We start from the raw sequence: 24,821 nt of genomic DNA, 5'->3' as shown, positions 1-24,821 counted from the left end.
AAAAGGCGATCGGAAGATCAGGGGAGTGGTGACTTGGAAAGGCGATCCACCTGTCATTGTGCCTGAATTGATTCCTCCTCGCCCATATTTGGCAGAACAATTGCTAGATATACCTCCAGCATTTGTCCCACAGATTCATGAAAATTCTGGCGGGTTGGCTGGAGTCGTGGTTTATCTGGAACCCGACCCACAACTAAATGAAATTGCTGGCAGTTTTCCCCCACTGACCATTTGTTCTGAAAAGACTTCGCTACGAATTCTTCAGATTGGAAATCCTTCAACCCAAGTAGGTCTGGTTCGACAAGGGGAAGAGGTTTCACTTACTGCGTTCACTGCACTGCAGGAATCGATTCGATTTCGGAATGCCGATTTTTTTACGCTGAAATTGCCCACGTCCCATGAAGTCGTTCCTTATCGGATGAATTATCCGGGTAGAGTAGAAGTAACAAGCGGATCTGGACATTTTTGGAGTGGGGCATCAATATACGTTACTCGGCACCCGTTTTATACCATCACAAATCAAACCGGGAATTTTGAATTGAGCGGTATTCCAGCTGGTCGCTATCGGCTGATTGCTGAATTATCGAGTTGGGAAATCCACAATGAGTTGCTCGATCCGGAATATCAGACAATATACCACCGTACCTGGGCTGCACCATTCCGCAAATCTGCAGATATTGACCTCGGTAACCAAGGTAAAGATGCAACAGCCTCGTTCACATTTCCATGATAACGTGGGGTTCATTTTTCCAGTTTCAACAACTGCGAAATTTCGGCAACCAATTCTGGCTCCTGGGCTTGCACTTTCTTAACAAATTGAACTGCAAGCGGTTCAGGGCAAGAGAGGGCATATCGAATAATCGCTGATTTCACAATCGGGGACTGGTAATCCTGCTGCCCATACTTGCGGAGAATTAATTCAGTGTGGTTCCAGTATTTCCAGTTACGTAAATCTTCGATGATAATGTCGGCCAGATCAGATCTCGACAGCACCAAGAGAGAGGTTCGAGTTAACTGTTCCTGATATTCTTTCTCATGAAAGTTCTTGGTATAGCGCATCATGCTAAGAATAGCCAGAATATCTTCGTAGGGTCGTTGGCTCTCTTGCAACATCGTTTGCGTAACTTGCCAGCCTCGATTTGCATCTAATTGGATCAATGCTGCCAACGCTCCGGTAAGCATAGCCGTGGTTCTTGTTGAAGATCGTTCCAATAAATGTTCAAGCAATTGAACATCTTCTTTGGTACCTACTTGACCTAACAGAAATGCGTACAACGAAAGCCTTTCATTTGGAGTCTCTTTGTTCAGCAACATGCTGCGTAATTTTTTGAGGTCGAATCGTTTGGCCGCTTTGATAACATCTCCATCACTGCTTTTGGCAAATTCCAGAAAGGCATCCTGGGCAATTGTTTTATCTGGATGATCGAGATAACGAAAACAAATTTCTAAGCGTGCTACAGAATCTTTGCTGTTAGATGCTATCACCTCCTGAAGGTACTCAACTGAGCTGTTTTTAGAAAGTGGCTCCCCACGGAAAGGATCGATTTTTCCTTCATACTGGTCAATAAACACCAAAAAAATTGGTGGGGCTTTAGGATCGAATGGAATCCATTTGGGCAGGGTAATCGTTCGCTTGTCGGTAACTCCCTCGTGTGCTTTTAATACCTTCGTAAGTACCAGATCGGTGCTGCCTTTCTCTGCGATGATTTGTGGATTATCGAGATACCCAATCACAACAGCACGACAAGTAACCGCATCTTCCCGTATTGTTCGTCGATTGCGAAAAGCTGGATCGCAATAACTACAGCCAAATATGATTCGAGATTCCCCAAGCAACAACAGAAGTGCAATTAACCAGCTACGCATTTCATTCCGAGGATGGTATTGAACTGGACTTCATCTCCAATTCTAGAATATTCTCTATATCGTCTAAAATCTCTTTGCTGTCAACGTCAGATCGCATTCGTTCCAACAATTCAACTGCCGGCCAACAGTCCCCTGGTGCAGCAAGAGCATAACGCATGATACTGCGTTGGATCAAAGGGACATCAAATCCTTCTTTGTCAAAATATTGGACAATCTGGCCTGCCAGTGACCATACTTCCTGCCGACGAAATTCTTCAATGACCAAGTCAGATAAATCCTCCTGGTCGAGCAGGGGGGTGAGTACTTCAACAACTTCTGTTCGAGAAATGATATCCTGGCGATAATCCTGAAAGAACTTCAGTCCCCGCATCACAGCATACCGCAAGAGATATTCATTTTTTGTATCGTACAAAAGATCTTTCGCATACTTCATGCCAGACTGTTTGTTCAGAAGAATAAATCCTGCAAGCAGTCCATCAAATCCGGATGCTTCTCTGACCTTGGGATCATCCAGCATTTTTTTTAAAGCTGAACCATGTTTTTCCCAGGTGCCCGCATGTCCTAACAACATACCGTATAATCCGTATCGCACTGAGGAAGTATTGGGATCCCGAAGCCATTTCAGCAGTTGATCTGGTGAAAAATTCGCTGCAACTTTTGCCACATCTTTGTAATCAGCAACGGCAAACTCACGAAGGGCATCAGCAGACACAGACCAGTCAGGAGACTCGAGGTGAGAGAAATAGAACTTCAGACGGGTTTCGATCGGTTTGGTTTGTAATGCCATTGCATCCTGAAGATATTTTGCGATGGGACTGTTGAAATCCACCGCTTCTCCACGATATGCATCTACCTTGCCTTTATACATTTTGCAGAAAACCAGGTACTTTGTCTTATTGTCTGGATCGGTGGGGATATATCTGGGAATCAAGACAGAAGCCTTGTTTTTTAGATATTCGTGGCTTTTCACAACGGTATCCAGAACTAACTCCGTTTCACCTACTGCAAAGTTTGCAGGGTCAGTTCTTTTAGGATTTTGCAGTTTGCCAAAGATTACAAAATCTGCCTGCTGGATTTCGGTTAGGAAAGATTCGCCTTCCGGTGCACAAAAAGGACAGCTTAACAGTACCGTAGTGGGGCAGATCGCAAAAATGGCAACAAATAAAATTCGGATCAACATTATTTCCCTCCCGCCTTTCTTTAATTTATTCTAAGCGAACTAGCACTAATTACACGAACAAGCTGACAGGGAATGTGGAAATTCTTTTCAAAATTGCCAATATTAATCGTAGTTGACCGGTTCCACCCCAGTAACTATGTCGTTCATATCTTCTACAGTGATGATAGGAATCCACTCTCCTTCGGACTGTTGAAATGAAATTACCCCTTTCACACGCACCCATTCCGACTTTTGGGCACCTTGCAGAGTCTCCGGTGCGACAATGGTCACCTTTACAGGAACAACGTCAGCCCGACAACAGGTCATTTTCAGGTAATACAAAGTAAACTGTTTGTCACCCTGGGGCCAGAACTGACCCGAAATCGTGCCCACACGATCGGTATAGTTTTCTCGCATTGTTTTCCGTGGAGCAGCATCAGCCAATTCTGGGAATTTCAGATTGATTTCGCCACGATTTGGCATCGCCTTCGTCCAGGCAATCCCACCCACCACTGAGGAGAGGGGGACGCGGACATTGCCGAATTCCGCATTTCCCAACTGCATCGCCAGCCGCTTTTCACTGTAGCCACCTTTGGGAAAGCCCAGGAGGTACAAAAAGATCGGAACAGCTAGTACCATGTACCGCCATGGTGCCCAGTTGTGGTCGTGGTGGTCCTCTTCATCTTCTTCAACGGCTGAGTGTGCATGGCTGTGCGAGTGGCTATGACTGTGGTTGTGGGAGTGATGATGTTCCGATTCATCATGAGAATGTTCGTGGCCGTGGGATGGGTGGTCGCAGTGTTCCGCCGGAACGGGCTCTGCTTTTGCGGCTTGCCAAAGCGACGCTGCCCGGATAACCACCAGCAACATCACCACTATGCCCCCGCCGAGGACGAATGGCCAAAACGACTTCTGCAGAATTTTTTCCAACGTGCCATCCTGGTGCATCATGATGGCAACAATCGCTAATGCACCTGAAACCAGAACCGTAAAGATCTGATCCATAACATAGTTGTTATCGTTGCCATGGGCGTGACTATGTGCCATGGGTAACTCCTATTCCGGTTTAACAAATTTCGAAACATAGACATGGACTAACAGACTATACAAGAAAACCTGTATCCAGACTGCTGCTACGATGGTGATAATCGTTTTAGCTCGAAATACGCGGGAGAACATAAAGATTAATTTAATGTCGACCATCGGTCCAGACACGAGGAATGCGATCTTCGAAGCAATTGAAAACTTTGTCAGGCTGGCAGCCACGAATGCATCTGCCTCACTACACAAACACATGATGAAGGCAATGAAAATCATTACCCCGATGCTGATGAATGGATTGCCATAAAAAGTGTCAGCAATTGCTTCGTTAGGCTCGAGAATAAACAGTCTCGCTCCCGCAGCCAGAAACGAACCCAAGGTCAGAAAAACCATGATGTCGATGAAGTCGTGTAACGCGGTTTCCGAAATATTTGCGAGCCTTCTGAATAAACTCGCCTTTTCGCCAGCCCGATTTTCGGATGGGTGCACCTGGGGCAGGGCAGTGGTAGTCGATTTGTCTGCGTCTGGAATCGAAATTGGGTTCAGCATGGAATTCCCCAATTTTCGAAACATACTCTGGATAATCAGGCCAGTCACCACAGCGGTGATAATCCCCATTCCGACGCGGATATAGACCATTTCTTCACCGTATCCGTATCTTCGAAATGCAATCCAGGTACTACTAATCACAACAATGTTTACAATTGGACCTGCAAGCATGTAGGCGACGCACGTACCCAGTGGCAATCCCTTTCGTAAAAGCCTTCGCATGACTGGGACAATCCCACATTCGCACATGGGAAACACTATCCCAAGCAAACTACCAATCAGCACTGCAAGGAAAGTATTTTTGGGAATCAGTTTGGCAATTGCCTGCTGGGGAACCATTTCTTCAAGAATCCCTGCCAGCACCGCACCGATAACGACGAAGGGGAATGCCTCCCAGATTACGGAAATTGTGATCGCGGCAAGTTCTAAAACGGCTTGGTTCATCTTTTCGTCTCGATAATGAGAGTATTACGTTGTTTTAGGGGTTGAGGTTCTCAAAAGTACCTCCAGAAGTACTGAAGGACTAATGAGGTAGGGAATTATGCCGAAAAACACACCCACCCGAGATTGGAATGTGGATTCAGCCACCGATTAGAACGGTTTCATTGTGCTGGCAAAGCGAAAATTAATTAGTTTTCACTAATTTTTGTTTGAGACTACGAATGACCATCGATAATGCAAATAGCCCAACACTGATGCAGATGATTGTGCCACTGGCACCAAATTCAAGCGATCGTTTGAATCCAGGAATTTGAAAGCGATAAAAACTTAACAGCAATCCCACAAATCCAGATCCAATGCTGAAAATGATGCTGTAGCGGAACATCTGTCGTAAGTTCAGGGTAATATTCGATGCAGTGGCAGCGGGCACAATCAGCATTGCATTTATCAGTAGTACCCCCACTGCAGAAATAGAAAAGTTCACAATTAATGCCAGTAAAACGATAAACAGGTAGTTACTCCAGGTCACGCGAACTCCTCGTGACCGTGCGAGACTGGAATGCACTGCAATCTGCAGAAAGTCGTTGGTTTTCCATGCAAGAATAATGAGAACCAGCACAAACAGTAAGACAAGGTTTAGAATATCAAACCAGTTTACCAGAATTGGGCCGCCAAACAGGAATCGCTCTGGATCAAATACGTTGCGGTCCTGGATCGCTTTCAGAAGCATGGAGCCGAAGCCCAGGGCGCCAGCGAAAAAGACACCGATTACAGTATCCGATGACAAACCGGTGGTTTCCCGAACGTAGGCAATTCCCACACCAATCAGAGCACCAAACGAAGCCATAATCAGTGGCACTAACCACTGCATTTCTTTGCTTCCAGGCGATAAGCCGACGGCCAGAGTGATGAGAATACCTAAAGAGACGCCAGCAAAAGTACAGTGCGCCATCGCATCTGAGAAAAATGCCATGCGATTGCCTACAACAAACGGACCGATGAGCCCACAAATGATGCAAATCAGACCTACGGCAACGAAAGCTCCAATCTGAAAACCACTCATGCCAAATGGTTCGCCGATTTGCTCTAACAGGGGACTGGTGGCTGCAAACAAGGGAAAACTCAGTTAAACAACAGGTTGTGCAAATTCCAAACTCTGATTGGGTTGATTACGATTAATCGACGAAACCAGTTCATGAAGATGTTTCAGAGAATCGGTCATTAGTTTCATTGCCGTGGTCGCTTCTTCGAGTGTGATGGTCAACGGAGGAGACACACGAATCACTTTTTTTGAAAGTGGACCTAACAAATGAATACCATCGCCACCGACTCCTTTGTAACATGCAAGAACAAATGCATTGGCCCATTCATTTGCTGAGTAGCCATCGTGTGATTTTGTTTCAACCCCCCAAACCATTCCACGTTCTTCACCACGAATAGCTCCAATGAACGGAAATTGTTTCAATTGGATCAGCCCTTGCTCGATAATATCAGAGACTACTGCGACTTTTTCAAAGATGTTCGTAGTTTCAAAAATGTCCAGCGTGGCTAAAACTGCTGCACTGCTTAATGGATTTGCACTCCAAGTATCAGATGCATCACCATAGTCCAGGGCATCGAACAGATCTTTGCGACCAGCCGCCGCAGCTACTGGAACGCCATTACCCAACCCTTTGCCTAACACCACGATATCCGGTTCTAATTCATAATGTTCAAACGCAAACATCCTGGAGGTTCTGCCAAAATTCGCCTGAACTTCGTCAAGAATAAAGACAATGTCATTTTCCCTACAAAAATGCTGCAACATCTGCAGATACACTTTCGGGGGGTGATAGGAGCCACCCCCACCAAGATACGGTTCCGTAATCAATACGCCTAGCTTACGGCCAAAACGCGCCTTGAGCTGATCAAGTTCCTGGCGATAGGGTTGTGGGTCGAATGGCTGATTTCGCATATCAAGATCGTGGATCTCTTTCATCGGAAAGCCAATGAATTGCACCCGAGGGTCACGCTCTGTATCATTTTCCGAACCGGAAACCGCACCAGATAACCCCTTTTTGCCGTGAAATCCGTGTCGCGTTGCAATAATCATCTGCCGTGTTTTGTCACGACCCATTGCTGCCCACAATGCCTTCTGAATCGCTTCAGAACCGGATGCAGCCCACATGACCTGGTGTAATCTGCCACCACCCTGAGAGCGTCGAAGTAACGATACCAGTCGCTTACTTGCTTCCGATTCCACGGGAGTAAATGCGTTATATGCAGTGAGTGGCAAAGCAGGTAAATACGCCAGATCCGATTTACCATTCGATGAAGATTCTGGAAAACCCTTCGTGGGCCAATTCATGTATTTGAAAAGCTTCTTTAGCCACTTTTCCGGGTTATGACCCAGGTTGGCTACCAGCACACCAGAAGTAAAATCGTACAGTCGACGATTTTCTGGTGTCCAATGGAATACGCCCTGACTTTTACTGATCACTGCCTGGGTGGGCGTAAATGTGCGTAAACCTTTGGGCTCGAAACTGAGCGCAGAGGCCCTCTCTGCATTAGAGGCAATTTCAGAAGGGTGTACGATTGCAGGGTTTGACATCTTTCGCCTAACTTAACAGGTATTTCACCTACCAAGATCATTGTAAGCGTCTCGATTGTCAGTTGCTATGGCAGAAAGGAGAAAACTTGCTCTGAAGGTCCTTTAAACCAGAGAATCGCTTACTGTGGAGGAAATGACCGACTTTCTACCATCAAAATAACGCTGAATCACGCTACCACTACTGTTATTAAACTCGCACACCGTCCACTCGCCTTCACTAGCATACGTCGCAAGAATTACTTCCAGGCACTGAACCACAGCAACAGAATTACGATCACTGCGGATGTCGTTATATTCTAATTGAGCAATCTCATCGTAGCGAGCTTTCCGGTCTTTCTCTTCGGCAAACTCCACAAACGCCAGTTCCTGAAAAAATCGTTCAATTACTTCAATACCATACCCCCGCTGAGTAGTTTCGTTCCAGGGTTCGGTGAGCAGGGCATTATAATGGTGGTTTGGTGTTTCCTTCAACAGTTCTGGAGTCTTACCAACTACAGCCAACTCAACACCACGTTTCCGTTGGTGTGCATTCCAATGGGCATTGTCAAAACGAAACTGCACTTCTTGCTCTACGTAACCAGGAAAATTGTCGGGCATTACCCAACTGGTGTGGATGTCAAAAGTAGCTTCCCGTCGATCAGGATATTGGTAAGTGATCTGCAGCTGAACCGAGTCCCATGTCTGTGAATCCGGGGAAGCAACAATTCCACGCTGACCGGTAGCAGCGACGCGTTTCAACTTCCAATCACAATTGAAGGTGAAATCAATTAACTTTACGTAATGGATTGCGACGTAGGTAGCTGGGTTCCTACCCTTGATCCACTCTGAAAACTGATTTGCAGATATCTGCCGGGGTTCCAGCAAGGAACAAAACCCGTTGTTTACATGCTGAAGTGTGCCGTTTAACACAAGGGTGCGTAATCGTTTATGGTCGGGATCCAATAATTTGTGGTAAACCACTTTGCACAATTTCTGCTGATCTGCTGCCAACTGGATCAGACGATCTAATTCTGTCAGAGAAAGTACCGACGGTTTTTCGATCAATACATGTTTCCCAGCAAGTAACGCCTGTTGAGCGATTTCAAAATGGCGATCATCTGGCGTGGCAACACAAACCACATCTACATGTTGTAACAGTTCCGTCAAAGCAGTTTGTCCCGCGAGATTCCGCACAGTGGAATTGCTATCCTGAAAAAGCTGCAGGTATTTTTGGGCTCTCGCTCCAGTGCGAGAAGCAATCCCGTAAAGCTGCACCTGGACTGGACCGGTACCAACGGAATAAAGCGGGCGACTGCACTGTTTCAAAAAGAATGGAAGATAGGTTTCTTCAAAAATCATTCCCGCACCAATCATTCCGACTTTGATCGTCTTCATAAAGCCCCAGATTCGACTGTTTGCGAACAGGATAGCGAAAACCACGTAATTTCAAGGGGAGTCAGTGATCACAAGTTTAACATAAGATAGATTATCGGACGTTTGTAGTTTATGTGCCCCATGCAGATTCAAGCAGATTGTCAATCTCATAACGTCCGATAATGTATATTATGTTAAGTAATTGATTGCATTTTACCTGACCACAACTACATGCTGGAATGTCACCAGTTCCAATATCATTTCCAAAAGAACCACTTTCTGGAGACCTCCCAAATGAAATTGCTGATCTCAGCCTTGTCAAGCCTGCTGTTCGTTGTTTCTGGTTCAGCCTTGGAACCAAAAGAACTCTTACTGATTGTTAACAGCAACATAAAAGAATCAAAGATCCTTGCCCTCGATTACTGTAACCTCCGTGGTGTTCCAGTTCAGAACATTGTTGAGTTTCCCCTTCCCGAAACAGAGGACATTTCTCGCAAGGATTACAACGACAAACTAGCTGCACCATTGAGAAAAAAACTGGCCGATTTTCCAGGGGTTTTATGCCTGGTCACTTTTTATGGTGTGCCACTTCGGGTTCAGGCACCCGTCCTATCGGATGAACAACGTGCGGCTGTGATTCAGGTTCGGAAGGATCTTGAGGCATCCACATCTGAAGAAGAGAAAAATCGCTTGCGGACTCAGGAGCGTTTGCTCAGTTTCCGCGAAAGCGTGGCAGCAGTCGACAGTGAACTGATGTTGGTACTGTGGCCGGATTACCCACTGCAGCGTTGGCAGGTTAATCCACTTTACTGGAAGGCACCACCGAAAAAGATCCCCGCGAAAGTATTTCTAACCGGGCGTATCGATGCTCCCACTGTTGATGTAGCAAAACGACTAATTACCGACGCAATCGAAGCAGAAAAATCTGGTTTGGTGGGTAAAGCCTACATCGATGCCCGTGGGTTTCGATTTGACCCCAAAGCCGGAAAAGATTCGGGGACTGGATATTCTGGTTACGATGAGTCTTACCGTGAAACAGCAGAAATTCTGAAACGAGCAAAGATTGAAACCATCCTTGACAACAAACAGGAATTGTTTGCCAAAGATAGTTGCCCGGATGCTATTTTTTACTCCGGGTGGTATTCCCATGCCAGCTTTATCCCGAGTTTTCAGTTCAAACCAGGCGCGATTGCTTGGCACCTCGCCAGTTCCGAAGCGGTGTCGCTGAAAAGAAAAGATGCGCCATACTGGTGCCCTAACCTCTTACGCACTGGGGCCGCTGTCACCCTGGGACCTGTGGGAGAACCTTATACGATTGGCTTTCCGAAACCGGCAGAATTTTTCTCCCACGTGCTTACTGGGCAATACACTCTCGCCGAGTGCTTCGGACGCACCACCGTTTTAACAAGCTGGATGATGACGTGTATTGGCGATCCACTCTATAACCCCTTTCGTGGGATGGGGTTAATGAAAGTTGAAGATATCCAGCTCAGCCCACGTGGAGCACCCTTGTTGTTTGAGAAAAATAAATAGTTAATATATAAGTTACTTAGTTGGAAGTATTTTAACTCCAATTAACTCAATGGTAAGAATCTTACGTTTAATTAACTGATGTGTAATTTGTTTGCGTATGCTTATTTGACTACAAGATGTTTTTCGACAATTTCATCCAGCATTTTGCCAGCTTTTTCACCAATAAGGGATTCTACTTTTGTGCCGTCTTTACCGAAAATGTGGATTGCAGGAAGGCTGTTGTGCTGCCATATTTTGTCCCACTTTACCTTATTTTCCTCCGAGTCATCCAAAAGATAGTTCGGAAATACCGCTTTTTGCGATTGCAGGAAATCTACCACATCCTTTTCTTCATCCGTGAAGTCCACGCTGAGACTAATGATAACCAATCCCTTATCTTTCAGTTTGTGGTGCATGGCCACCAAGTGGGGGTATTTCGCTTTGCAAGGTGGGCAAAAAGTCCCCCAGATATCCAGGACCACCACTTTTCCCTTGTGGCTTTCAACGGCTTTTTTCAGCTGCTCAAATGTAACCTTCTCGAGTTTCACATCATCTGCACTCGCACTTGGGGCATCAATCTGCCAACAAAATGAGAAAGCTATCATCATTAGAAAATTTTTCATCCATACTCTCCTGAATAAATCGAATTACGTGCCTACTCGCGTTTTCTACTACTGGAAAATCTGGCCAACCGTGCTACAATGATCTGGTAGTCAAAATTACAGGAAACGACGCTGGAATATGCCTGCGCCGAAATATATTCGCAATTTTTCAATTGTAGCCCACATCGACCATGGGAAAAGTACCCTTGCCGACCAGTTTCTGTTGCAAACGGGAACCATCACTCAGCGTGAATTCCGTGAGCAACTTCTGGATGGTATGGATTTAGAGCGTGAACGGGGCATTACTATTCAAATGCACCCTGTCACCCTGAATTACCGTTACCAGGGCGAAGATTATGAATTAAATCTCATCGATACCCCTGGTCACGTGGATTTCACGTACGAAGTCTCTCGTAGTCTGGCAGCGTGTGAGGGTGCGGTGCTCCTCGCCGATGCATTTCAGGGAGTTCAGGCGCAAACTGTTGCCAATGCGTACCTTGCGATCGAAAATGATCTGACCATCGTTCCTGCGTTGAATAAGATCGACCTCCCTACTGCCCGCCCAGAAGCAGTGATGGCTGAAATGGAAACTGCCGTTGGTGTGCTGGCGGAAGACTGCCTCATGGTGAGCGGTAAGACGGGTATTGGAGTTCCCGATCTGATTCATGCAATTATTGATCGGGTACCCCCACCTTCCGGTGATCCCTCGGCCCCACTGAAAGCTTTGATATACAACAGCCATTTTGATTCATTCAAAGGCGTGGTGATTTACATCCGCATCTTTGAAGGCACGATGAAAATTGGCCAGAAAATCGTTCTGATGCGCGGACGGAAAGAATACACTGTCGTTGGGTTGGGTCAGTTTCGACCCCATATGGTGTCTTGCGATTCACTCGGAACCGGACAAGTAGGCTTTGTATTAGCCCAGATCAAAAACATTCAGGAAGTTCACATTGGTGACACGATCACCGAAGCGGACAACCCCACCCTGGAACCACTTGCTGGCTATAAAGAGCCACAACCAATGGTTTTTTCGGGTTTATACCCTGTCAACAACAACGATTTTGAGCAACTCCGGGAAGCTCTGAACCGCTTAAAATTGAACGATTCCAGCTTTACCTTCTTACCAGAGGTGTCTGAAGGCCTTGGGTTTGGATTTCGGTGTGGTTTTCTAGGAATGTTGCACCGCGAAATCATTGGGCAGCGGCTCGAGCGTGATTGTGAACTTGACCTGGTCCACACAGCACCAAACGTTACATACCAGATCTTAAAGACCGACGGGTCCGAAATCCTGGTGAACAACCCACAAGATGTACCAGATGCAGGACAAATCAAGGAATTTCGAGAGCCGATCGTTAAAATTAATTTCCTGCTTCCATCGAAATGCATTGGCGACATCATGCAGATGGCTTCAGATCGTCGTGGGATCTATCTGAAAACAGAATATTTGTCTCCAGAACGAGTTTTTATCAGTTACGAATTGCCCCTCGCAGAAATGATTTACGACTTGTACGACAAGCTAAAATCTGTTACCAGCGGTTATGGAACCATGGATTACGAGTTTCTCGAGTTCCGCCCTGCTGATCTGGTTCGATTGGATGTTCTGGTGCACGCTAAAAAAGTGGATGCGCTGTCCATTATCGTCCACCGCAATCAGGCAGAGCGACGTGGGAGAAAACTAATCTCGAAACTACGAGAAGAAATTGATCGTCACATGTTTGAGATTGCGTTGCAGGCAGCGATAGGCAGCCGTGTGATTGCTCGTGAAACGATTACTGCTCTTCGAAAAAACGTCACCGCTAAGTGCTATGGGGGTGACATCACTCGAAAGCGCAAACTGTGGGCGAAACAAGCCGCTGGGAAAAAGAAAATGAAACAGATTGGTCAAGTAGAGATACCCCAGGAGGCATTCCTGGCGGTATTGGAATCTGATCAGTAACTGAGGGAAATTTGTAGTGGCTCCGATTGGTGATAAAACAGAGATCCTACCCCTTTCAGTGGAAACTGTTCCCCAATCTACAGAACTCGACGCAGCACCCGAATCTGCTACTCAACATCCTGTCACCATCACTGAAACAGGATTTCATTACAAATCACCAGGACTTTTCCGCAGATCGATCGAACATTTCGCCATATTCCTGATCACGATCCTTTTTTTGCGGGTAATTGCCGTAGAACCGTATGGAGTTCCCACTGGAAGCATGGCGCCCAGCCTGATTGGAAATCACTTCGTCAAGGCTTGCCCTCGATGTCATTACCCAGTGGTATTAGGCCAGTCGGAACCAGTGGGCGGCCATCCAACTGGCTTTTGTCCGAACTGTGGGAAATCAAACATTGATATGCAGGAAGTCCGCACCGTTCCTGGCGACCGAGTGTTGGTTGACAAAACAATTTATCATTTGCGTCACCCACGTCGCTGGGAAATTGCAGTTTTCATGAACCCATCTGATTTGTCCAAACCCTATGTGAAACGAGTCATCGGACTGCCTGGTGAAAAATTACTGATCAAAAACGGAGACATCTGGGTAAATGGCGAACTCATTCGAAAATCCTTCAGTGAAGTTCAGGAATGTATGATTCCTATTTTTGATGCAGATTTTTGCCCACCTGGTGGATGGTATCGCAGGTGGTATTCCGAAAACCAGGAACCATCTTTCAACGCCACCGCAACGGTAGCACCACCAGAATGGTTAAAAATTTATCATAAAGAGTTGGCGATCCACGCGAAAGACAGCACCCTGCCCCGTCTGGCTGGATATTGGCAAACATCAATTGACCAAAATCATGTCGAAGTTCTGAAAGATCAATTTAGTTATAATGGGGATCCCACTGGGAACAGTCATTATGCTATCCATGAATTTATCCTCTCCTTCGAAGCGCAATTCCAGGGGTCTGGCGAGTTAATTGCGGGAATCAATGATGGTGCGAACCAGGTGCGAGTTGCTTTATCAACCAATGATCAGGCCAATGTGGGCAAATTCCTGGTTGACCAGAAACTGGTAAGCACTTTTCCGCACCAGACTTTGGGAAATGATGGCAAAGTGATGGTGGAACTATCGTTTGTTGATCGACGATTGATCGTTGCAATTAATGGTCGGCCTTGTTTTACGCATGATTTGCCTGTCGCTACCAGTTTTCAGGATGTACGATCTCCATGTGTTGTTGGTGCACGAGGGATTGATACCCACTTTCGTAATATTCGGATCTATCGAGATATTTACTATCGCCCAACTGGCCAGCATGCTGTTCAGAAGGAACTCCCAATCGCCCAAAATCATTATTATCTGTTGGGAGATAATTCTGCGAACTCCGACGATAGTCGTTCATGGAAAATCCCCACGGTGCCGGAACGGAATTTTCTCGGTAAACCATTCTTTTTACACCAGCCTAGCAAAGCGAATGGTTGGGGAGGTATTAAGTCAACTCGTGGTTTCCAGATTGATTGGCAAAGAGTCCGGTTGTTAAGATAATTCCCAAACACACCTAGGCACACCTTGATTTTTTGGCAGAATAATTGAAGTTAAGGCGAAGAGGATTCCATGCTAGCAAAGATATTTCGGTTTATCATCGGTCGACCATCGCCTGAATCACGAAAAAAGAACAGCCACGGCGACGCCACACGAGAAGTAGTGGAGACTGTCGTGTTTGTAATTTCGCTCGTTTTAATCCTCAAACTCTTTGTAGCAGAAGCATTTGTCATCCCCACCGGGTCGATGGCAGATACTCTCTGGGGCGACCAGATTGTGGTCGAATGCAGCGAATGCAAGCATAAGTTTCCCGTCTCATTTTCCAATGGAGAACACCAGGAAAACGACATTCGTGGAATGGGATTACCGGTTGCCTGCCAGAATTGTGGTTTTGAGCAGTTTGCACGTGTTGCTGATTGGGCAACGGGTGACCGTGTTCTCGTAGCAAAATACGATCACCATATCCGTGCACCAAAACGCTTTGAAGTTCCAGTGTTCAAGTTCCCTCAGGAACCTTACAAACAGGTAACAGGCGCAAACGATTACGCCCACATGAATTACATTAAACGCCTTGTTGGCTTACCTGGTGAGACGATTGGTATCCTCGGCGGCGATCTGTTTGTTTATCGTGGTGAATTATATCCAGATTTACCAAAGCCAGATTCCAGGATGGATTTGTGGAAGAAAGATTTCTGTTATGTATCAAACGCCAAAAGTATCTCACTTTTTCAAGAAGGGAAGTTTGAACTGATACGAAAATCGCCTGACGAAATTCTGAACATGAAAAGGCTGGTATTTGATACAGATCACCTCCCTTCTAGTGTGCGTGGTGCCTCTCAAACCCGCTGGCATATTCATCCGGACAGTGCTCAAGCTGCTGGATGGCAAGAAAATGAGAAAAAGTTCATTCATAATGGGCCAGATTTGGGTTGGATTCGCTATCAACATGTCCAACCTGGGTGGGATCGTTCAACGAACATTCGCCAACCCGCACCGATTCGGGATTTTCTCGCTTACAACAAAGGTACATCCTCAACCGCAAACGTTGTGGATTTAATTATTGAGGCAGAGGCTGAATTTAATTCCTCTCAGGCCAAAATATCGTTTGAGTTAGCCCGCTATGGTGTGGTATATCATGTGGATTTTGTTGGTGGGAAGTGCTTGTTGAGTAAATCGACACTGAATCAGGTGCCTGTTGCTTTTGCAGAGTCAACCACCAAAATTGTTGATAGTGGCAAGTTCGCCATCCGGGTTGCTAATGTCGATTGTCGCCTGACGGTTTGGGTAGACGGCAAGGTTCTTGATTTTAGTGGCAAAAATGACTATCCCCCTACTCTGTCAATCCCTGCGGATTCCGACCCACGTGATGTGAATGAACCAATCCGCATTGGAGCCAGTGGAGACATTTCCTTGGGTAAACTCAAATTGTTTCGTGATATTTACTATCTTCCAAACGAGTCATCTCATACGGTACCTGAGACATATTTCGTTCAACCTGGGCATTACTTGTGTTTCGGTGATAATTGCATTGCATCTGCAGACAGTAGGTCCTGGGGAACAGTACCCGAACGACTGATGTTAGGGCGTGCGGTGGCTGTCTATTATCCAATTTCACGGTGGGGTTTAATTAAATGAGTAGCCCGGAACACGGAATTTGCGAAATCCGAGTTCGTTATGCAGAAACGGATCGCATGGGTTTCCTCCACCATGCCAATTACCTGATTTATTTTGAACAGGCTCGCACCGATTTATTGCGTTCAAATGGTTCAACTTACCGAAAAATGGAAGACGAAGGGTATCTGCTGGTCATCACCAAAGCAGAGGTAAAATACCTACGCCCTGCACATTATGATGATGTGCTTGTTATTCGCACCAGTGTCAAACGAATTACACCCGTGCGAATCGAGCACATTTATGAAGTGACTAGAGGCACAGAACGTATTGCGACAGGCGAGACAACTCTTGCCTGTGTTAATCGTGAAGGCAAACTACAGGCACTGCCTGACTGGTTTTTAGATTTGAAGCAATCGGCTGGTAGCAGTTGAAATTCTCAACAGAGGGACGATTGTGCGAAAACAAGGTATTGCGTATCTTTTACCAACCTTATTCTGTCTGGTACCAGGCATTCTGGGCCTGCTGATCTTTTTTGCCATTCCTAGCGAAGCGATGCGGGATTATCTTGCAAGGATCAAAAATTCGCCCATCGATTGGGTCATCCTTGGGTTAGGATCACTACTTTTTTCTGCACAGACTTACCTGGCATGGCATGCCCTGCGGTGGCAGATCGACGACTTTAATGAGAAGCCAGATCGTTGGCTGAATCACCTCGCCAGTGCTGCCGAATGGTTTCCACTGCTGGGATTAATCGGAACGGTGGCTGCCATCCTGCAAACATTCAGTTCGATTGGTGCACCGGGTGCTACACCGGAAGATACGATGCCACGGGAAATCATCAGACGTTATGCACCGGCAATTACGGCAACAGGAAGTGGGTTATTTATGGCATTAATGAATATTCTGCCAACCTGGACTGTTCAAATTGGGCGAGATATTATCCGTTCTCTTGCTGGTACCCCCCTGCCCCGCGAGGATCAACGGTAATGATCGAACGTCCCAAACGAAGTGTTACTCGCTTTTTTGTTCCGTTAATCGACGTGCTGATTCTGCTGTTCTGTATCTTTCTGTTGATGCCTTTTGTGGAAGATCCCAACATTAAAGGCAAGAGTAAAGAATCACAAAATGTTGATATCGACTTCAAATTGCGTGCAGCCCAACAGGAAATTAAGTCGTTAGAAGCTGGGTTGCAGGCTGCGAATGAAAAAATAGCCCGCATGCTACGTGAACAGAAAAATGTAGCAGAACGACTGCACGTCAAAGTGCTTGAAATCGATCCTGAAAACGGTCGCTTGTATTACCTACAGAACAATCAGCGGGAATACATCACCACACAGGCAGAAGCAGAAGATGTCATTACTTTACATTCTCGCAGTGCCCCCAGTAAAGAACCATTCTTTTTGATTTTGTACCCGCGACAACGGTCGGGTTTTCCAGAACAACGTCAGGCAGATACATACGCCCGCTGGTTCAATGGAGTACAATATCAGTTTGATCGTCCTGGTGCCCCACAACCCTAGCAGGAGATTCGCGCATGCTCTTTGCAATTGCGTTCGAAGGTTTTGCCAATGTCCTGATCGGATTACTTGCTATCGTTGGCGGGTTTATTGCAGGTTACTTTTTAGGGTTGCTGCTGACAATCCTGAGTGATCGCTACATTTTTAACAAAAAAATCCCGCGATTTCTACGATCATGGATCAGGGTTTTTTCAGGCGCTCTATTAGCGCTAATTGTTGCGTTGTTTGTTTTTGGCAAAGGTGGGTTTGGCTTTGGTGGGTCCGGTGGGGGTTTGCTGGGCGGCAATGACACCGATTCTGGTGGAAATACTGCAAGCAGTTCCACAGCAACCGCCAAAACTACCATCATCAATCCAGCAACCAGCACCTCCCCAATATTGAAAGTAACCATACTGGGTGGCGATGCTCAAGATGGAAAGTTCTACGTTGTTGATGGCTTACCGGTTGCTCAAACACTTGAGCAGGTGAAACAACAAGTGCTTGCGAGAAATCAGTCCAAAAATCCACTCACCAGAATGATTATTTATGTGTATGCCAACAGCGCTTCGCGAGAAAATCCCGTGGTGCTCGATTTGTCTCGTTTCGCTCAGGAAATGAAGTTAACAGTAGAATTTCCACCAGTTCAAAATCAACTGCGACCGTAACTGTTGGAGGAAAGGTCGGTGCTGCCAAATCAAGATGAAATTCCTTATCGGCCGGTCGCCATCGATGCGGAAGCACTGCGTGTCGTCGTATTCGGTATGCCCGAAGCTGGCAAATCCACTTTTCTTGGTGCCAGTTTATACACTTCAGAAGTCCACGACCCAGCCATGGCAGGGTACATTGTTGATCTGACCAGTGGGCTGACGGAATTACGACGACGATTGTTTGCTGAAATCCACCGGCATACTGAAGATGAGCTGATTTCATATCCCGTGAATTTCGTCCGTGCCGGTGACCCCGCGACGCATGGAATTTCGGTAGTCCTTTACGACTGCGATGGCCGAAGAGCGTTTGATCTACTGAAAGGTCCACAGAGCATCAAACAGTCTCAACGCGTGGGCAATCTTGCGGATACGGTGCTGCGGGCAGATGCCATGATCCTGGTACTGGATGGTTCAAGTGATTTTGAATTCATTGAGAACGACATCCAGATTTTCCTGCATTTTCTGAACATGCTGAAAGAAATCCGGGCAAAAGAATTATTCGTTACGGATTTTCCGGTGCATCTGGTTCTCAGCAAATGTGATTTGGTTGGTGGTGGGCAACTTGATCGAACCAGTTGGGAGGATGCCGTCTGGCATCTCACCAAAGAAGTCGCCAAACGCTTTCACGATTTTCTCAGCGATTCAACCAGGTTGCCCGGCTTTGGCAAAGTTGTGCTGCACGTTCATCCCACAGCGATTCGCCTGCCTCAACACCTGCAGGTTCCGGGCGAACCAGCGGGGACGTACGGGATCTCACAGGCTTTTCGAGCCACCGTGCTGGATGCGTATCAATTTCGACAGCAACGAGACCGGGCTAAATTCCGCCTCAGAGCAACTCTTCTCACAATTCTTTCATTTTTTGCTGGCATAATTCTGCTCGCCGTAACGATGAGTAGTTTTCGCCCAGACGACACAACACTTGTGCAATCATTAGAATCTCGAGTGCTGGCTATCCAACGTGGGGAACCAAAACCACCAATTCAACGGCTGGAAGTAAATCGATTGCATTCGCTGTTCCACAATTTGTCGGGTATTCGTTCTGATCCTGACTTTCCTAAATTGTCGGATTCATTACAGGAATTTGTTCGTACGCGTTTACAAGAAGCCGAATTATATTTAAGCTTCGTTGAAGGAATTTCCAAAATTCCCCCACCTTCGCAAGCATTGAGTCTGAAAGAACTGGCCTTCATTGAAGAACAGTTAGCCGCACTTAAAGGGCCAGAAGAATTTCCGGACTGGCAAGCGACCCCAGAAGTGCAAGGATTTTTTCGATGGCGTACTGAAGTCAAAGAAATTAAAGCTGTAGCTTATCGATACAACGATTTTTACGTCAATCTGGAGAACCAATCCGCATTTTTGCTTTACCGAGCTGGAAAACTATCTGAAAACTGGTTGAAACAGTGGCAGGAACTTCAACTAACCGCAGAAAATGTCCCCACGAGTGCTCTGCCAGCTGAAGTCCTTGAAAGAGTAATTCGATATACCGAAATCGTTCCAGTGCGTGCCGCATGGAATTCGAACCGCCAGAAATTGGAGCAAGTTCACCTCATTGCGGGGTGTTTTGGTGTGCTGCACCATACAAAAGTTGCTTCCCCCTTCCCCAAAGATGTGGGGGCACTTCCGATCAAAGATTTTGAAGTTGTTACCAATTTGTTACAAAAAAACTTCCCCCAGCACCAATCCTGGAGGCTGGAACTGATCCCGGATGCTTTTCAGGAGCAATTGCGGGCAGCGATTCGGATTCGGTTGAACCAGGGAATTGAATCTGGCAGAAAACTGGCACTGAATTCTTGGCAGGCAGCCACCAACAGTGGGAAAGAAATACCTTCTGATTGGCCAAAAATCGCCAAAGTCCTTACCTCAGAAGATGCAGAAGCCTGGCGTGAAGTGATGAAGTGGCTGCAGCGATTACTGGAACCCGAGGCACCATTGTTGCTGGAAGAGGCAACAACTTTCGTAAATAGCCCCGAATTCACTCTGGAATTTGCTGAAGTTCGACTGGAAGTACCAGAGCGCCTACTCCCGGAATCAATCCGTCTGGATGGCAATATCGCAATATTGCACACTAGCAATTCAGGAAAAGAGGATTTGGTGCTGTCGCAAATCGATACTTCTTCTGTTTCCAATCAGGTGCGGCAGTACCCACTGAAAAGTAAAGAGCGGCTGATCATTAAGTACATACCTGGAAACGACTTAGAAATTATTGCCCGTTTCAAAGGCCTGAAAACCGGGCGGGAATATCAGTTTGTTTGGAAGGCCGATTCCCGCACCTATCAATTTGATTGCTTCTACCAGACACCTACCTATTTTGTCACTGCCCTGGGTGGGGATAAGCCCACGCCCGCAATGGGCGTTCAATTGAAAGTAATCGATGGAAAAATACCCACGATACCTGCCCTGCTCCCCCAGCTGAAAAAATTTCCCTTGAACTGAAAATTTAATTTTTCTGACCGAATTTAGTGATTTCGATTCATTTTTTTTGATTTTTTCCAGGTTACATGTTCTGAATTTTGCTTCCAAGCTTTGTAACTTCTCCAAATCTGTTCTAAGTAACTTGCGTAGAGATACGTTCATTCAGGTGAACTTACTTTCGAACAGAGAAACCCATTATGTATTTGCGGCGAACAAACAGAACAAATCGACGACGGGCTGCTGCTGCCGTTGAATTTGCCTTTGTGTTACCCCTGCTTCTCCTACTGATTATCGGTCTGTGGGAATTCGGCAGAATTATCCATGTGCAGACAATCATGAATAACGCTGCACGTGAAGCTGCACGTCTGGGTGCACAGGCACAAATTGTCAATACCTTTGGCAGCTATACGGAAATCAAGTTCAATACCGGCACGCCGAATATTAACGACACAGTTCGTGCGTATCTTACCGGCTCTGGTATTACCGATCACACGGGATTGGTTGTCGAGTTTCAGTTCATTGAGGGCGATGCCTATGCCCCTGCCCCCGTCGGACCAGGTCCCGATCCGAGAGCCTCTGTTGATCCTCACAAAGGTGTGAAAAACCAACGGTTCCGTGTGCGTGTCACCATTCCCTACGACAATGTCCGTTGGTCGACTCTGACACTGATTAATCCCACTACGCTTACTGCAGAATGTCAGTGGCAGTGCCTGGTGGACGATCCCTTCACTGTTAACACTGTACTTCCTGGCTGGAGTCCATGATGAAAATATTAAAGAAATCTCATTTAAATCGCCCACGTTCAGGTGCTGTTGCAGTTGAATTTGCAGTGGTGGCACCATTGTTATTGTTGATGCTGTTTGGCATCTTTGAATATGCCCGCTTCTTGTTCATTTATCATGTGACCAATAATGCCTGTCGCGATGCAGCACGCTTTGCGGTGTGCCACACATCGGGCGGTACGATGCCAGGTGAGCCAGATGTGATTACCACGCAGAACATCCGTGATATCGTGACTTTTGGGCAGTTTAATGGCACGAACTACGGCACTGGTATGGGTGGAGCAAACAACAGCCTCGACAACTACACAGTGAATGTCTTCGGTGTAACTCCAGCTCACTTGACGGCAAATCCCCCAAATCTGGATCCTGCTGGCAAGCCAGCATGGGATGAAACCGCATTTCAGGACAAAATTGCTGTGCAGGTTACTGGGGACTACCGACCGATGTTCCCGCAGTTACTGGGTTTGAACACGGTTGTCCCGTTCCGAGTCACCATTTTAATGAGCAGCGAAGCCAACTAGTTTCGATTCTTGTCCATGGGAGGATAAGTTGTGAAAAGAATAGATGTGAAAAGAAGAAGCGGTGCAGTATTGCCACTTGTAGCGATCTGCCTCGTGGCATTAATGGCCTTTATGGCCCTAGCCATTGATATCGGCATGATGGCGGTCGCGCGAACACAGGCTCAGTCCGCAGCGGATGTTGCAGCGCTTGCAGGTGCGAGAACACTCAACGGTTTGCCGGGAAATAATGTAACAAATGCTACTGCTGAATCGCGCGAGGCAGCTCGTTCGAATTCGATCCTCAATGCGCAGATCACCAATGCACAGGTTACCACAACCCAGGTAGGGATTTACCGCTACGATACCGCCGCCAATCGCTTTCAGGCAGTATTCGGCAGCACCCCAGCAAGCAATGAAGCATATGGTGCAATGCAGGTTTCGCTGACTACTGCGCAACCAACATTCTTCGGAAAGATCCTTGGGGTCAATTCGTTGACAATTGGTGCCCAGGCAACTGCGGTGCACCGACCTCGCGATATTTCAGTGGTACTGGACTTCTCTGGTTCGATGCGATTCTCCAGCGAATTCAACTACCCATCTGGTAGCAGCGATGTTCAGGGAGCATTGAATCCCGATGACCGTTATCCCCGTTTTGGTCCATGGATACGCTATCAGCCGGTTTCGGGAACCAATGTCAATCCTTTGCAACGGCTGACAGCATACATTGATGGTGGTGGTGAAACGCACGCAGTTAACAATCTCACGGTGGAAACAACCAACGGCCCACCAGTGATTGACAACTTCATGACCACAATTGGAGCTGGTGCCAACGCTTTTGTGTATAACGGTGATCTAACCGGCAGCGGTTTTAACATTTCCAACACACCGGTATGTACTCCCACACCGGACACTTGGAGCAGTCAGTACGCCTCTGGGTATGTCGGAGATCGCTGGCCACAGGATAATCGTGGTACCAGTACCAATCCCTCTGCAGCTAATTATGCGAAGCATGTTGCTGATTTATTAAATATCTCCTCCGTCAATAACGGAACTAGAAATGCGACATGGGAAAGCACTGGATACGATGGGATAAATGGGTTGAACGAATCGAATACCTTTTTAGGGTACAGCATGGGCCCGGCATACTACGGAAAAACGTTCTACATGTGGCCACCCGACCCGCGTGAAGATAAAGATTGGCGAAAACGATTCTATCGTTTTCGAAGCTCCAGCTCTAGCACTAAAGGTCCTGTGTTGGATGATAATACAGCGTTATTTGATAGTACCGGTCGCTTTTATGCTCAGTACAACGGCTCTACTCCGCGATATGTGCCTGACTACGACAATATCCTTGCCTGGATCAAGTCAGGGCCACAGGTTCTGCCACCAGCGCTACGTGCAGGGCGTGTTCGATATTACGATGAAATACCGGATACGCTTCCAATCGACTGGAATACTGGTCGCATCAGTGGTTCTGCAACTCTCACAGAACGATTTTGGAAAGAATATATCGACTTTGTGATCGGTGCTGGTCGTCATAACATGAAGAAGACTCTTACTGGTTATCCGAACAATAATACTTTCGGTGGCACCACGTTCGGATCTACTCGTATCACAGCAAAATCAAGCTTGTACGGCACCTCAGGCAACCCACCACCGTACATGCGCTATGATGATTGTCCTGTTCATCCGATTGGCCATTTCTGGTTTGGCCCTTATTCGATGCTCGGCTTCCTGGCGGTCAGCAGCAATACGGTCAGCTACAACTGGTTTGCAGGAACCACGTATGAAGCACAGACCTGGCAATTGAAAGCAGGGATTCAGTCAGCTTTGGAAGATATTCGTTTAAACCATCCAAACGATCTGGCATCGCTGATCTATTTTTCCAGTCACAACAGCTACAACTCAGCTCGCGTTGATATGGGTAAAGACTACACACGAATGAAGAATGCTTTGTTTTATCCCAACAGCTTGCTGAACAGTTTGGGTAATACCAGTTCCGAAATGGTGCCCTACAGAACTGCATCACCATCAAGCAGTAATCCAAGTGGCTTCAATCCTGCTAATTATGCTGGGAACGTGCCACTTGCAGATGGCGGGACAAATCCAACCATGGGGCTGATGAATGCCTACAACGAGTTCAACTGGGTGGGATCTGCAACTGGACGGAATGGTGCTACAAAGATTGTGATTCTGGAAACAGACGGTGTAGCAAACCAGACTTGCAATGGTTCATTGAGTCAGGTTGGCAGTACTGGTCGATATCAATGGTCAAGTATCAGTAACGGATCTGGTGTAGGTAACGGCCACCCGGATGCACTTAATGAAGGGATTACGTTAGCGTGGATTATTGCTCAAAACGAAAGTGGAAGCAATTCCTGGCCTGTCAGTTTCCCCAGTGGCAACTCACGGACTCGCAAGTTTACCGCGTACCGGGCCAGGCTTCTCGACAAGCCGAAATCCAGCTCGAGTGCATGCTTTGGCATTCGGTGAACTTTTTGAGCCTTCAACGCGGAACAATTCGAATGGTGCAAACACCCAGGATTCCGCACTGCAGTTTTTGCTCGATGTTCAGTTTGTGGGGAATACCTCTTCCAGCACTGATACCTCGATCGAATCTTACAAGATCATCACTGGGGACTATAACCAGCGTGTTGACAAGATCCGAGAAGCTTTGCAACGGATTATGCAGGGTGGGGTTCAGGTTGCTTTGATTCAGTAACTCATTTT

At 46.7% G+C, this 24,821-nt stretch carries 22 protein-coding genes; 14 read left to right on the top strand and 8 right to left on the bottom strand.

Annotated features, from left to right (window positions below; all coding sequences use genetic code 11):
• Positions 1 to 28 precede the first annotated feature (28 nt).
• Positions 29 to 730: a hypothetical protein gene (locus R3B84_06230; GenBank protein ID MEZ6140152.1), complete on the top strand. Its 702-nt coding sequence runs from the start codon at positions 29 to 31 to the stop codon at positions 728 to 730.
• Positions 731 to 741: 11 nt separating this feature from the next.
• On the opposite strand, the gene R3B84_06225 is transcribed toward R3B84_06230, so the two are convergent.
• The 7 genes from R3B84_06225 to R3B84_06195 all read right to left on the bottom strand — a co-directional run bounded on the left by R3B84_06225 (position 742) and on the right by R3B84_06195 (position 9,020).
• Positions 742 to 1,866: a hypothetical protein gene (locus tag R3B84_06225; protein MEZ6140151.1), complete on the bottom strand. Its 1,125-nt coding sequence runs from the start codon at positions 1,864 to 1,866 to the stop codon at positions 742 to 744.
• Between the two features lies 1 nt (position 1,867).
• Positions 1,868 to 2,836 (bottom strand): hypothetical protein, encoded by a 969-nt coding sequence (locus R3B84_06220; protein MEZ6140150.1) that lies wholly within the window; start codon positions 2,834 to 2,836, stop codon positions 1,868 to 1,870.
• 312 nt (positions 2,837 to 3,148) lie between these two features.
• Positions 3,149 to 4,072 carry a hypothetical protein gene (locus R3B84_06215; protein ID MEZ6140149.1) on the bottom strand — a complete coding sequence of 308 codons (924 nt, stop codon included), beginning with the start codon at positions 4,070 to 4,072 and terminating at the stop codon, positions 3,149 to 3,151.
• 9 nt (positions 4,073 to 4,081) lie between these two features.
• The gene (locus R3B84_06210) at positions 4,082 to 5,059 is read right to left on the bottom strand and encodes a permease (protein MEZ6140148.1); all 978 of its coding nucleotides are present in this window, start codon (positions 5,057 to 5,059) and stop codon (positions 4,082 to 4,084) included.
• A 181-nt stretch (positions 5,060 to 5,240) separates the two neighbouring features.
• Positions 5,241 to 6,170, bottom strand: a complete 930-nt coding sequence (locus R3B84_06205) for a metal ABC transporter permease (protein ID MEZ6140147.1) — start codon at positions 6,168 to 6,170, stop codon at positions 5,241 to 5,243.
• Between the two features lie 12 nt (positions 6,171 to 6,182).
• Positions 6,183 to 7,646 carry an aspartate aminotransferase family protein gene (locus tag R3B84_06200; GenBank protein ID MEZ6140146.1) on the bottom strand — a complete coding sequence of 488 codons (1,464 nt, stop codon included), beginning with the start codon at positions 7,644 to 7,646 and terminating at the stop codon, positions 6,183 to 6,185.
• Between the two features lie 102 nt (positions 7,647 to 7,748).
• The gene (locus tag R3B84_06195) at positions 7,749 to 9,020 is read right to left on the bottom strand and encodes a Gfo/Idh/MocA family oxidoreductase (protein ID MEZ6140145.1); all 1,272 of its coding nucleotides are present in this window, start codon (positions 9,018 to 9,020) and stop codon (positions 7,749 to 7,751) included.
• Between the two features lie 273 nt (positions 9,021 to 9,293).
• Between R3B84_06195 and R3B84_06190 the strand changes: the two genes are divergently transcribed.
• Positions 9,294 to 10,532, top strand: coding sequence for a TIGR03790 family protein (locus R3B84_06190; GenBank protein ID MEZ6140144.1), 1,239 nt, complete (start codon positions 9,294 to 9,296; stop codon positions 10,530 to 10,532).
• Between the two features lie 101 nt (positions 10,533 to 10,633).
• On the opposite strand, the gene R3B84_06185 is transcribed toward R3B84_06190, so the two are convergent.
• Positions 10,634 to 11,134, bottom strand: coding sequence for a TlpA disulfide reductase family protein (locus R3B84_06185; GenBank protein ID MEZ6140143.1), 501 nt, complete (start codon positions 11,132 to 11,134; stop codon positions 10,634 to 10,636).
• A gap of 118 nt (positions 11,135 to 11,252) precedes the next feature.
• On the opposite strand from R3B84_06185, the gene lepA reads away from it, so the two are divergent.
• The 12 genes from lepA to R3B84_06125 all read left to right on the top strand — a co-directional run bounded on the left by lepA (position 11,253) and on the right by R3B84_06125 (position 24,813).
• Positions 11,253 to 13,052, top strand: coding sequence for a translation elongation factor 4 (lepA, locus tag R3B84_06180; GenBank protein ID MEZ6140142.1), 1,800 nt, complete (start codon positions 11,253 to 11,255; stop codon positions 13,050 to 13,052).
• 16 nt (positions 13,053 to 13,068) lie between these two features.
• Positions 13,069 to 14,583, top strand: coding sequence for a signal peptidase I (lepB, locus tag R3B84_06175; GenBank protein ID MEZ6140141.1), 1,515 nt, complete (start codon positions 13,069 to 13,071; stop codon positions 14,581 to 14,583).
• 69 nt (positions 14,584 to 14,652) lie between these two features.
• Complete coding sequence (locus R3B84_06170; GenBank protein ID MEZ6140140.1) at positions 14,653 to 16,215, top strand: S26 family signal peptidase; 1,563 nt, start codon at positions 14,653 to 14,655, stop codon at positions 16,213 to 16,215.
• Positions 16,212 to 16,625 carry a thioesterase family protein gene (locus R3B84_06165; protein ID MEZ6140139.1) on the top strand — a complete coding sequence of 138 codons (414 nt, stop codon included), beginning with the start codon at positions 16,212 to 16,214 and terminating at the stop codon, positions 16,623 to 16,625. Before R3B84_06170 ends, R3B84_06165 begins: the two co-directional genes overlap by 4 nt.
• Positions 16,626 to 16,647: 22 nt before the next feature.
• On the top strand, positions 16,648 to 17,181 hold the full coding sequence (locus R3B84_06160) for a MotA/TolQ/ExbB proton channel family protein (protein MEZ6140138.1): 534 nt from the start codon (positions 16,648 to 16,650) through the stop codon (positions 17,179 to 17,181).
• On the top strand, positions 17,181 to 17,714 hold the full coding sequence (locus R3B84_06155) for a hypothetical protein (protein MEZ6140137.1): 534 nt from the start codon (positions 17,181 to 17,183) through the stop codon (positions 17,712 to 17,714). Before R3B84_06160 ends, R3B84_06155 begins: the two co-directional genes overlap by 1 nt.
• 14 nt (positions 17,715 to 17,728) lie before the next feature.
• Positions 17,729 to 18,355 (top strand): hypothetical protein, encoded by a 627-nt coding sequence (locus R3B84_06150; protein MEZ6140136.1) that lies wholly within the window; start codon positions 17,729 to 17,731, stop codon positions 18,353 to 18,355.
• Positions 18,356 to 18,373: 18 nt separating this feature from the next.
• Positions 18,374 to 20,830, top strand: a complete 2,457-nt coding sequence (locus tag R3B84_06145; protein MEZ6140135.1) for a GTPase domain-containing protein — start codon at positions 18,374 to 18,376, stop codon at positions 20,828 to 20,830.
• Positions 20,831 to 21,006: 176 nt separating this feature from the next.
• Positions 21,007 to 21,573, top strand: coding sequence for a pilus assembly protein (locus tag R3B84_06140; GenBank protein ID MEZ6140134.1), 567 nt, complete (start codon positions 21,007 to 21,009; stop codon positions 21,571 to 21,573).
• Complete coding sequence (locus R3B84_06135; GenBank protein MEZ6140133.1) at positions 21,570 to 22,112, top strand: pilus assembly protein; 543 nt, start codon at positions 21,570 to 21,572, stop codon at positions 22,110 to 22,112. The genes R3B84_06140 and R3B84_06135 overlap by 4 nt, the downstream gene beginning before the upstream one ends.
• A gap of 30 nt (positions 22,113 to 22,142) precedes the next feature.
• Positions 22,143 to 24,584: a pilus assembly protein TadG-related protein gene (locus R3B84_06130; GenBank protein ID MEZ6140132.1), complete on the top strand. Its 2,442-nt coding sequence runs from the start codon at positions 22,143 to 22,145 to the stop codon at positions 24,582 to 24,584.
• On the top strand, positions 24,571 to 24,813 hold the full coding sequence (locus R3B84_06125; GenBank protein MEZ6140131.1) for a hypothetical protein: 243 nt from the start codon (positions 24,571 to 24,573) through the stop codon (positions 24,811 to 24,813). Before R3B84_06130 ends, R3B84_06125 begins: the two co-directional genes overlap by 14 nt.
• The last annotated feature ends 8 nt before the right edge of the window (positions 24,814 to 24,821 follow it).

Origin of the sequence: Zavarzinella sp., from assembly GCA_041399155.1 — a bacterium.
Lineage (GTDB): Bacteria > Planctomycetota > Planctomycetia > Gemmatales > Gemmataceae > JAWKTI01.
The sequence above is the reverse complement of the archived record's forward strand: the minus strand, read 5'-3'. Positions and strand labels throughout refer to the sequence as shown.

Bases quoted from the DNA above. Each gene is read 5' to 3' on its own strand.
- R3B84_06225 (MEZ6140151.1), bottom strand. From the start codon at position 1,866: ATGCGTAGCTGGTTAATTGCACTTCTGTTGTTGCTTGGGGAATCTCGA.
- R3B84_06215 (MEZ6140149.1), bottom strand. From the start codon at position 4,072: ATGGCACATAGTCACGCCCATGGCAACGATAACAACTATGTTATGGAT.
- R3B84_06210 (MEZ6140148.1), bottom strand. From the start codon at position 5,059: ATGAACCAAGCCGTTTTAGAACTTGCCGCGATCACAATTTCCGTAATC.
- R3B84_06200 (MEZ6140146.1), bottom strand. From the start codon at position 7,646: ATGTCAAACCCTGCAATCGTACACCCTTCTGAAATTGCCTCTAATGCA.
- R3B84_06195 (MEZ6140145.1), bottom strand. From the start codon at position 9,020: ATGAAGACGATCAAAGTCGGAATGATTGGTGCGGGAATGATTTTTGAA.
- R3B84_06190 (MEZ6140144.1), top strand. From the start codon at position 9,294: ATGAAATTGCTGATCTCAGCCTTGTCAAGCCTGCTGTTCGTTGTTTCT.
- R3B84_06185 (MEZ6140143.1), bottom strand. From the start codon at position 11,134: ATGAAAAATTTTCTAATGATGATAGCTTTCTCATTTTGTTGGCAGATT.
- lepA (MEZ6140142.1), top strand. From the start codon at position 11,253: ATGCCTGCGCCGAAATATATTCGCAATTTTTCAATTGTAGCCCACATC.
- R3B84_06170 (MEZ6140140.1), top strand. From the start codon at position 14,653: ATGCTAGCAAAGATATTTCGGTTTATCATCGGTCGACCATCGCCTGAA.
- R3B84_06165 (MEZ6140139.1), top strand. From the start codon at position 16,212: ATGAGTAGCCCGGAACACGGAATTTGCGAAATCCGAGTTCGTTATGCA.
- R3B84_06155 (MEZ6140137.1), top strand. From the start codon at position 17,181: ATGATCGAACGTCCCAAACGAAGTGTTACTCGCTTTTTTGTTCCGTTA.
- R3B84_06150 (MEZ6140136.1), top strand. From the start codon at position 17,729: ATGCTCTTTGCAATTGCGTTCGAAGGTTTTGCCAATGTCCTGATCGGA.
- R3B84_06140 (MEZ6140134.1), top strand. From the start codon at position 21,007: ATGTATTTGCGGCGAACAAACAGAACAAATCGACGACGGGCTGCTGCT.
- R3B84_06135 (MEZ6140133.1), top strand. From the start codon at position 21,570: ATGATGAAAATATTAAAGAAATCTCATTTAAATCGCCCACGTTCAGGT.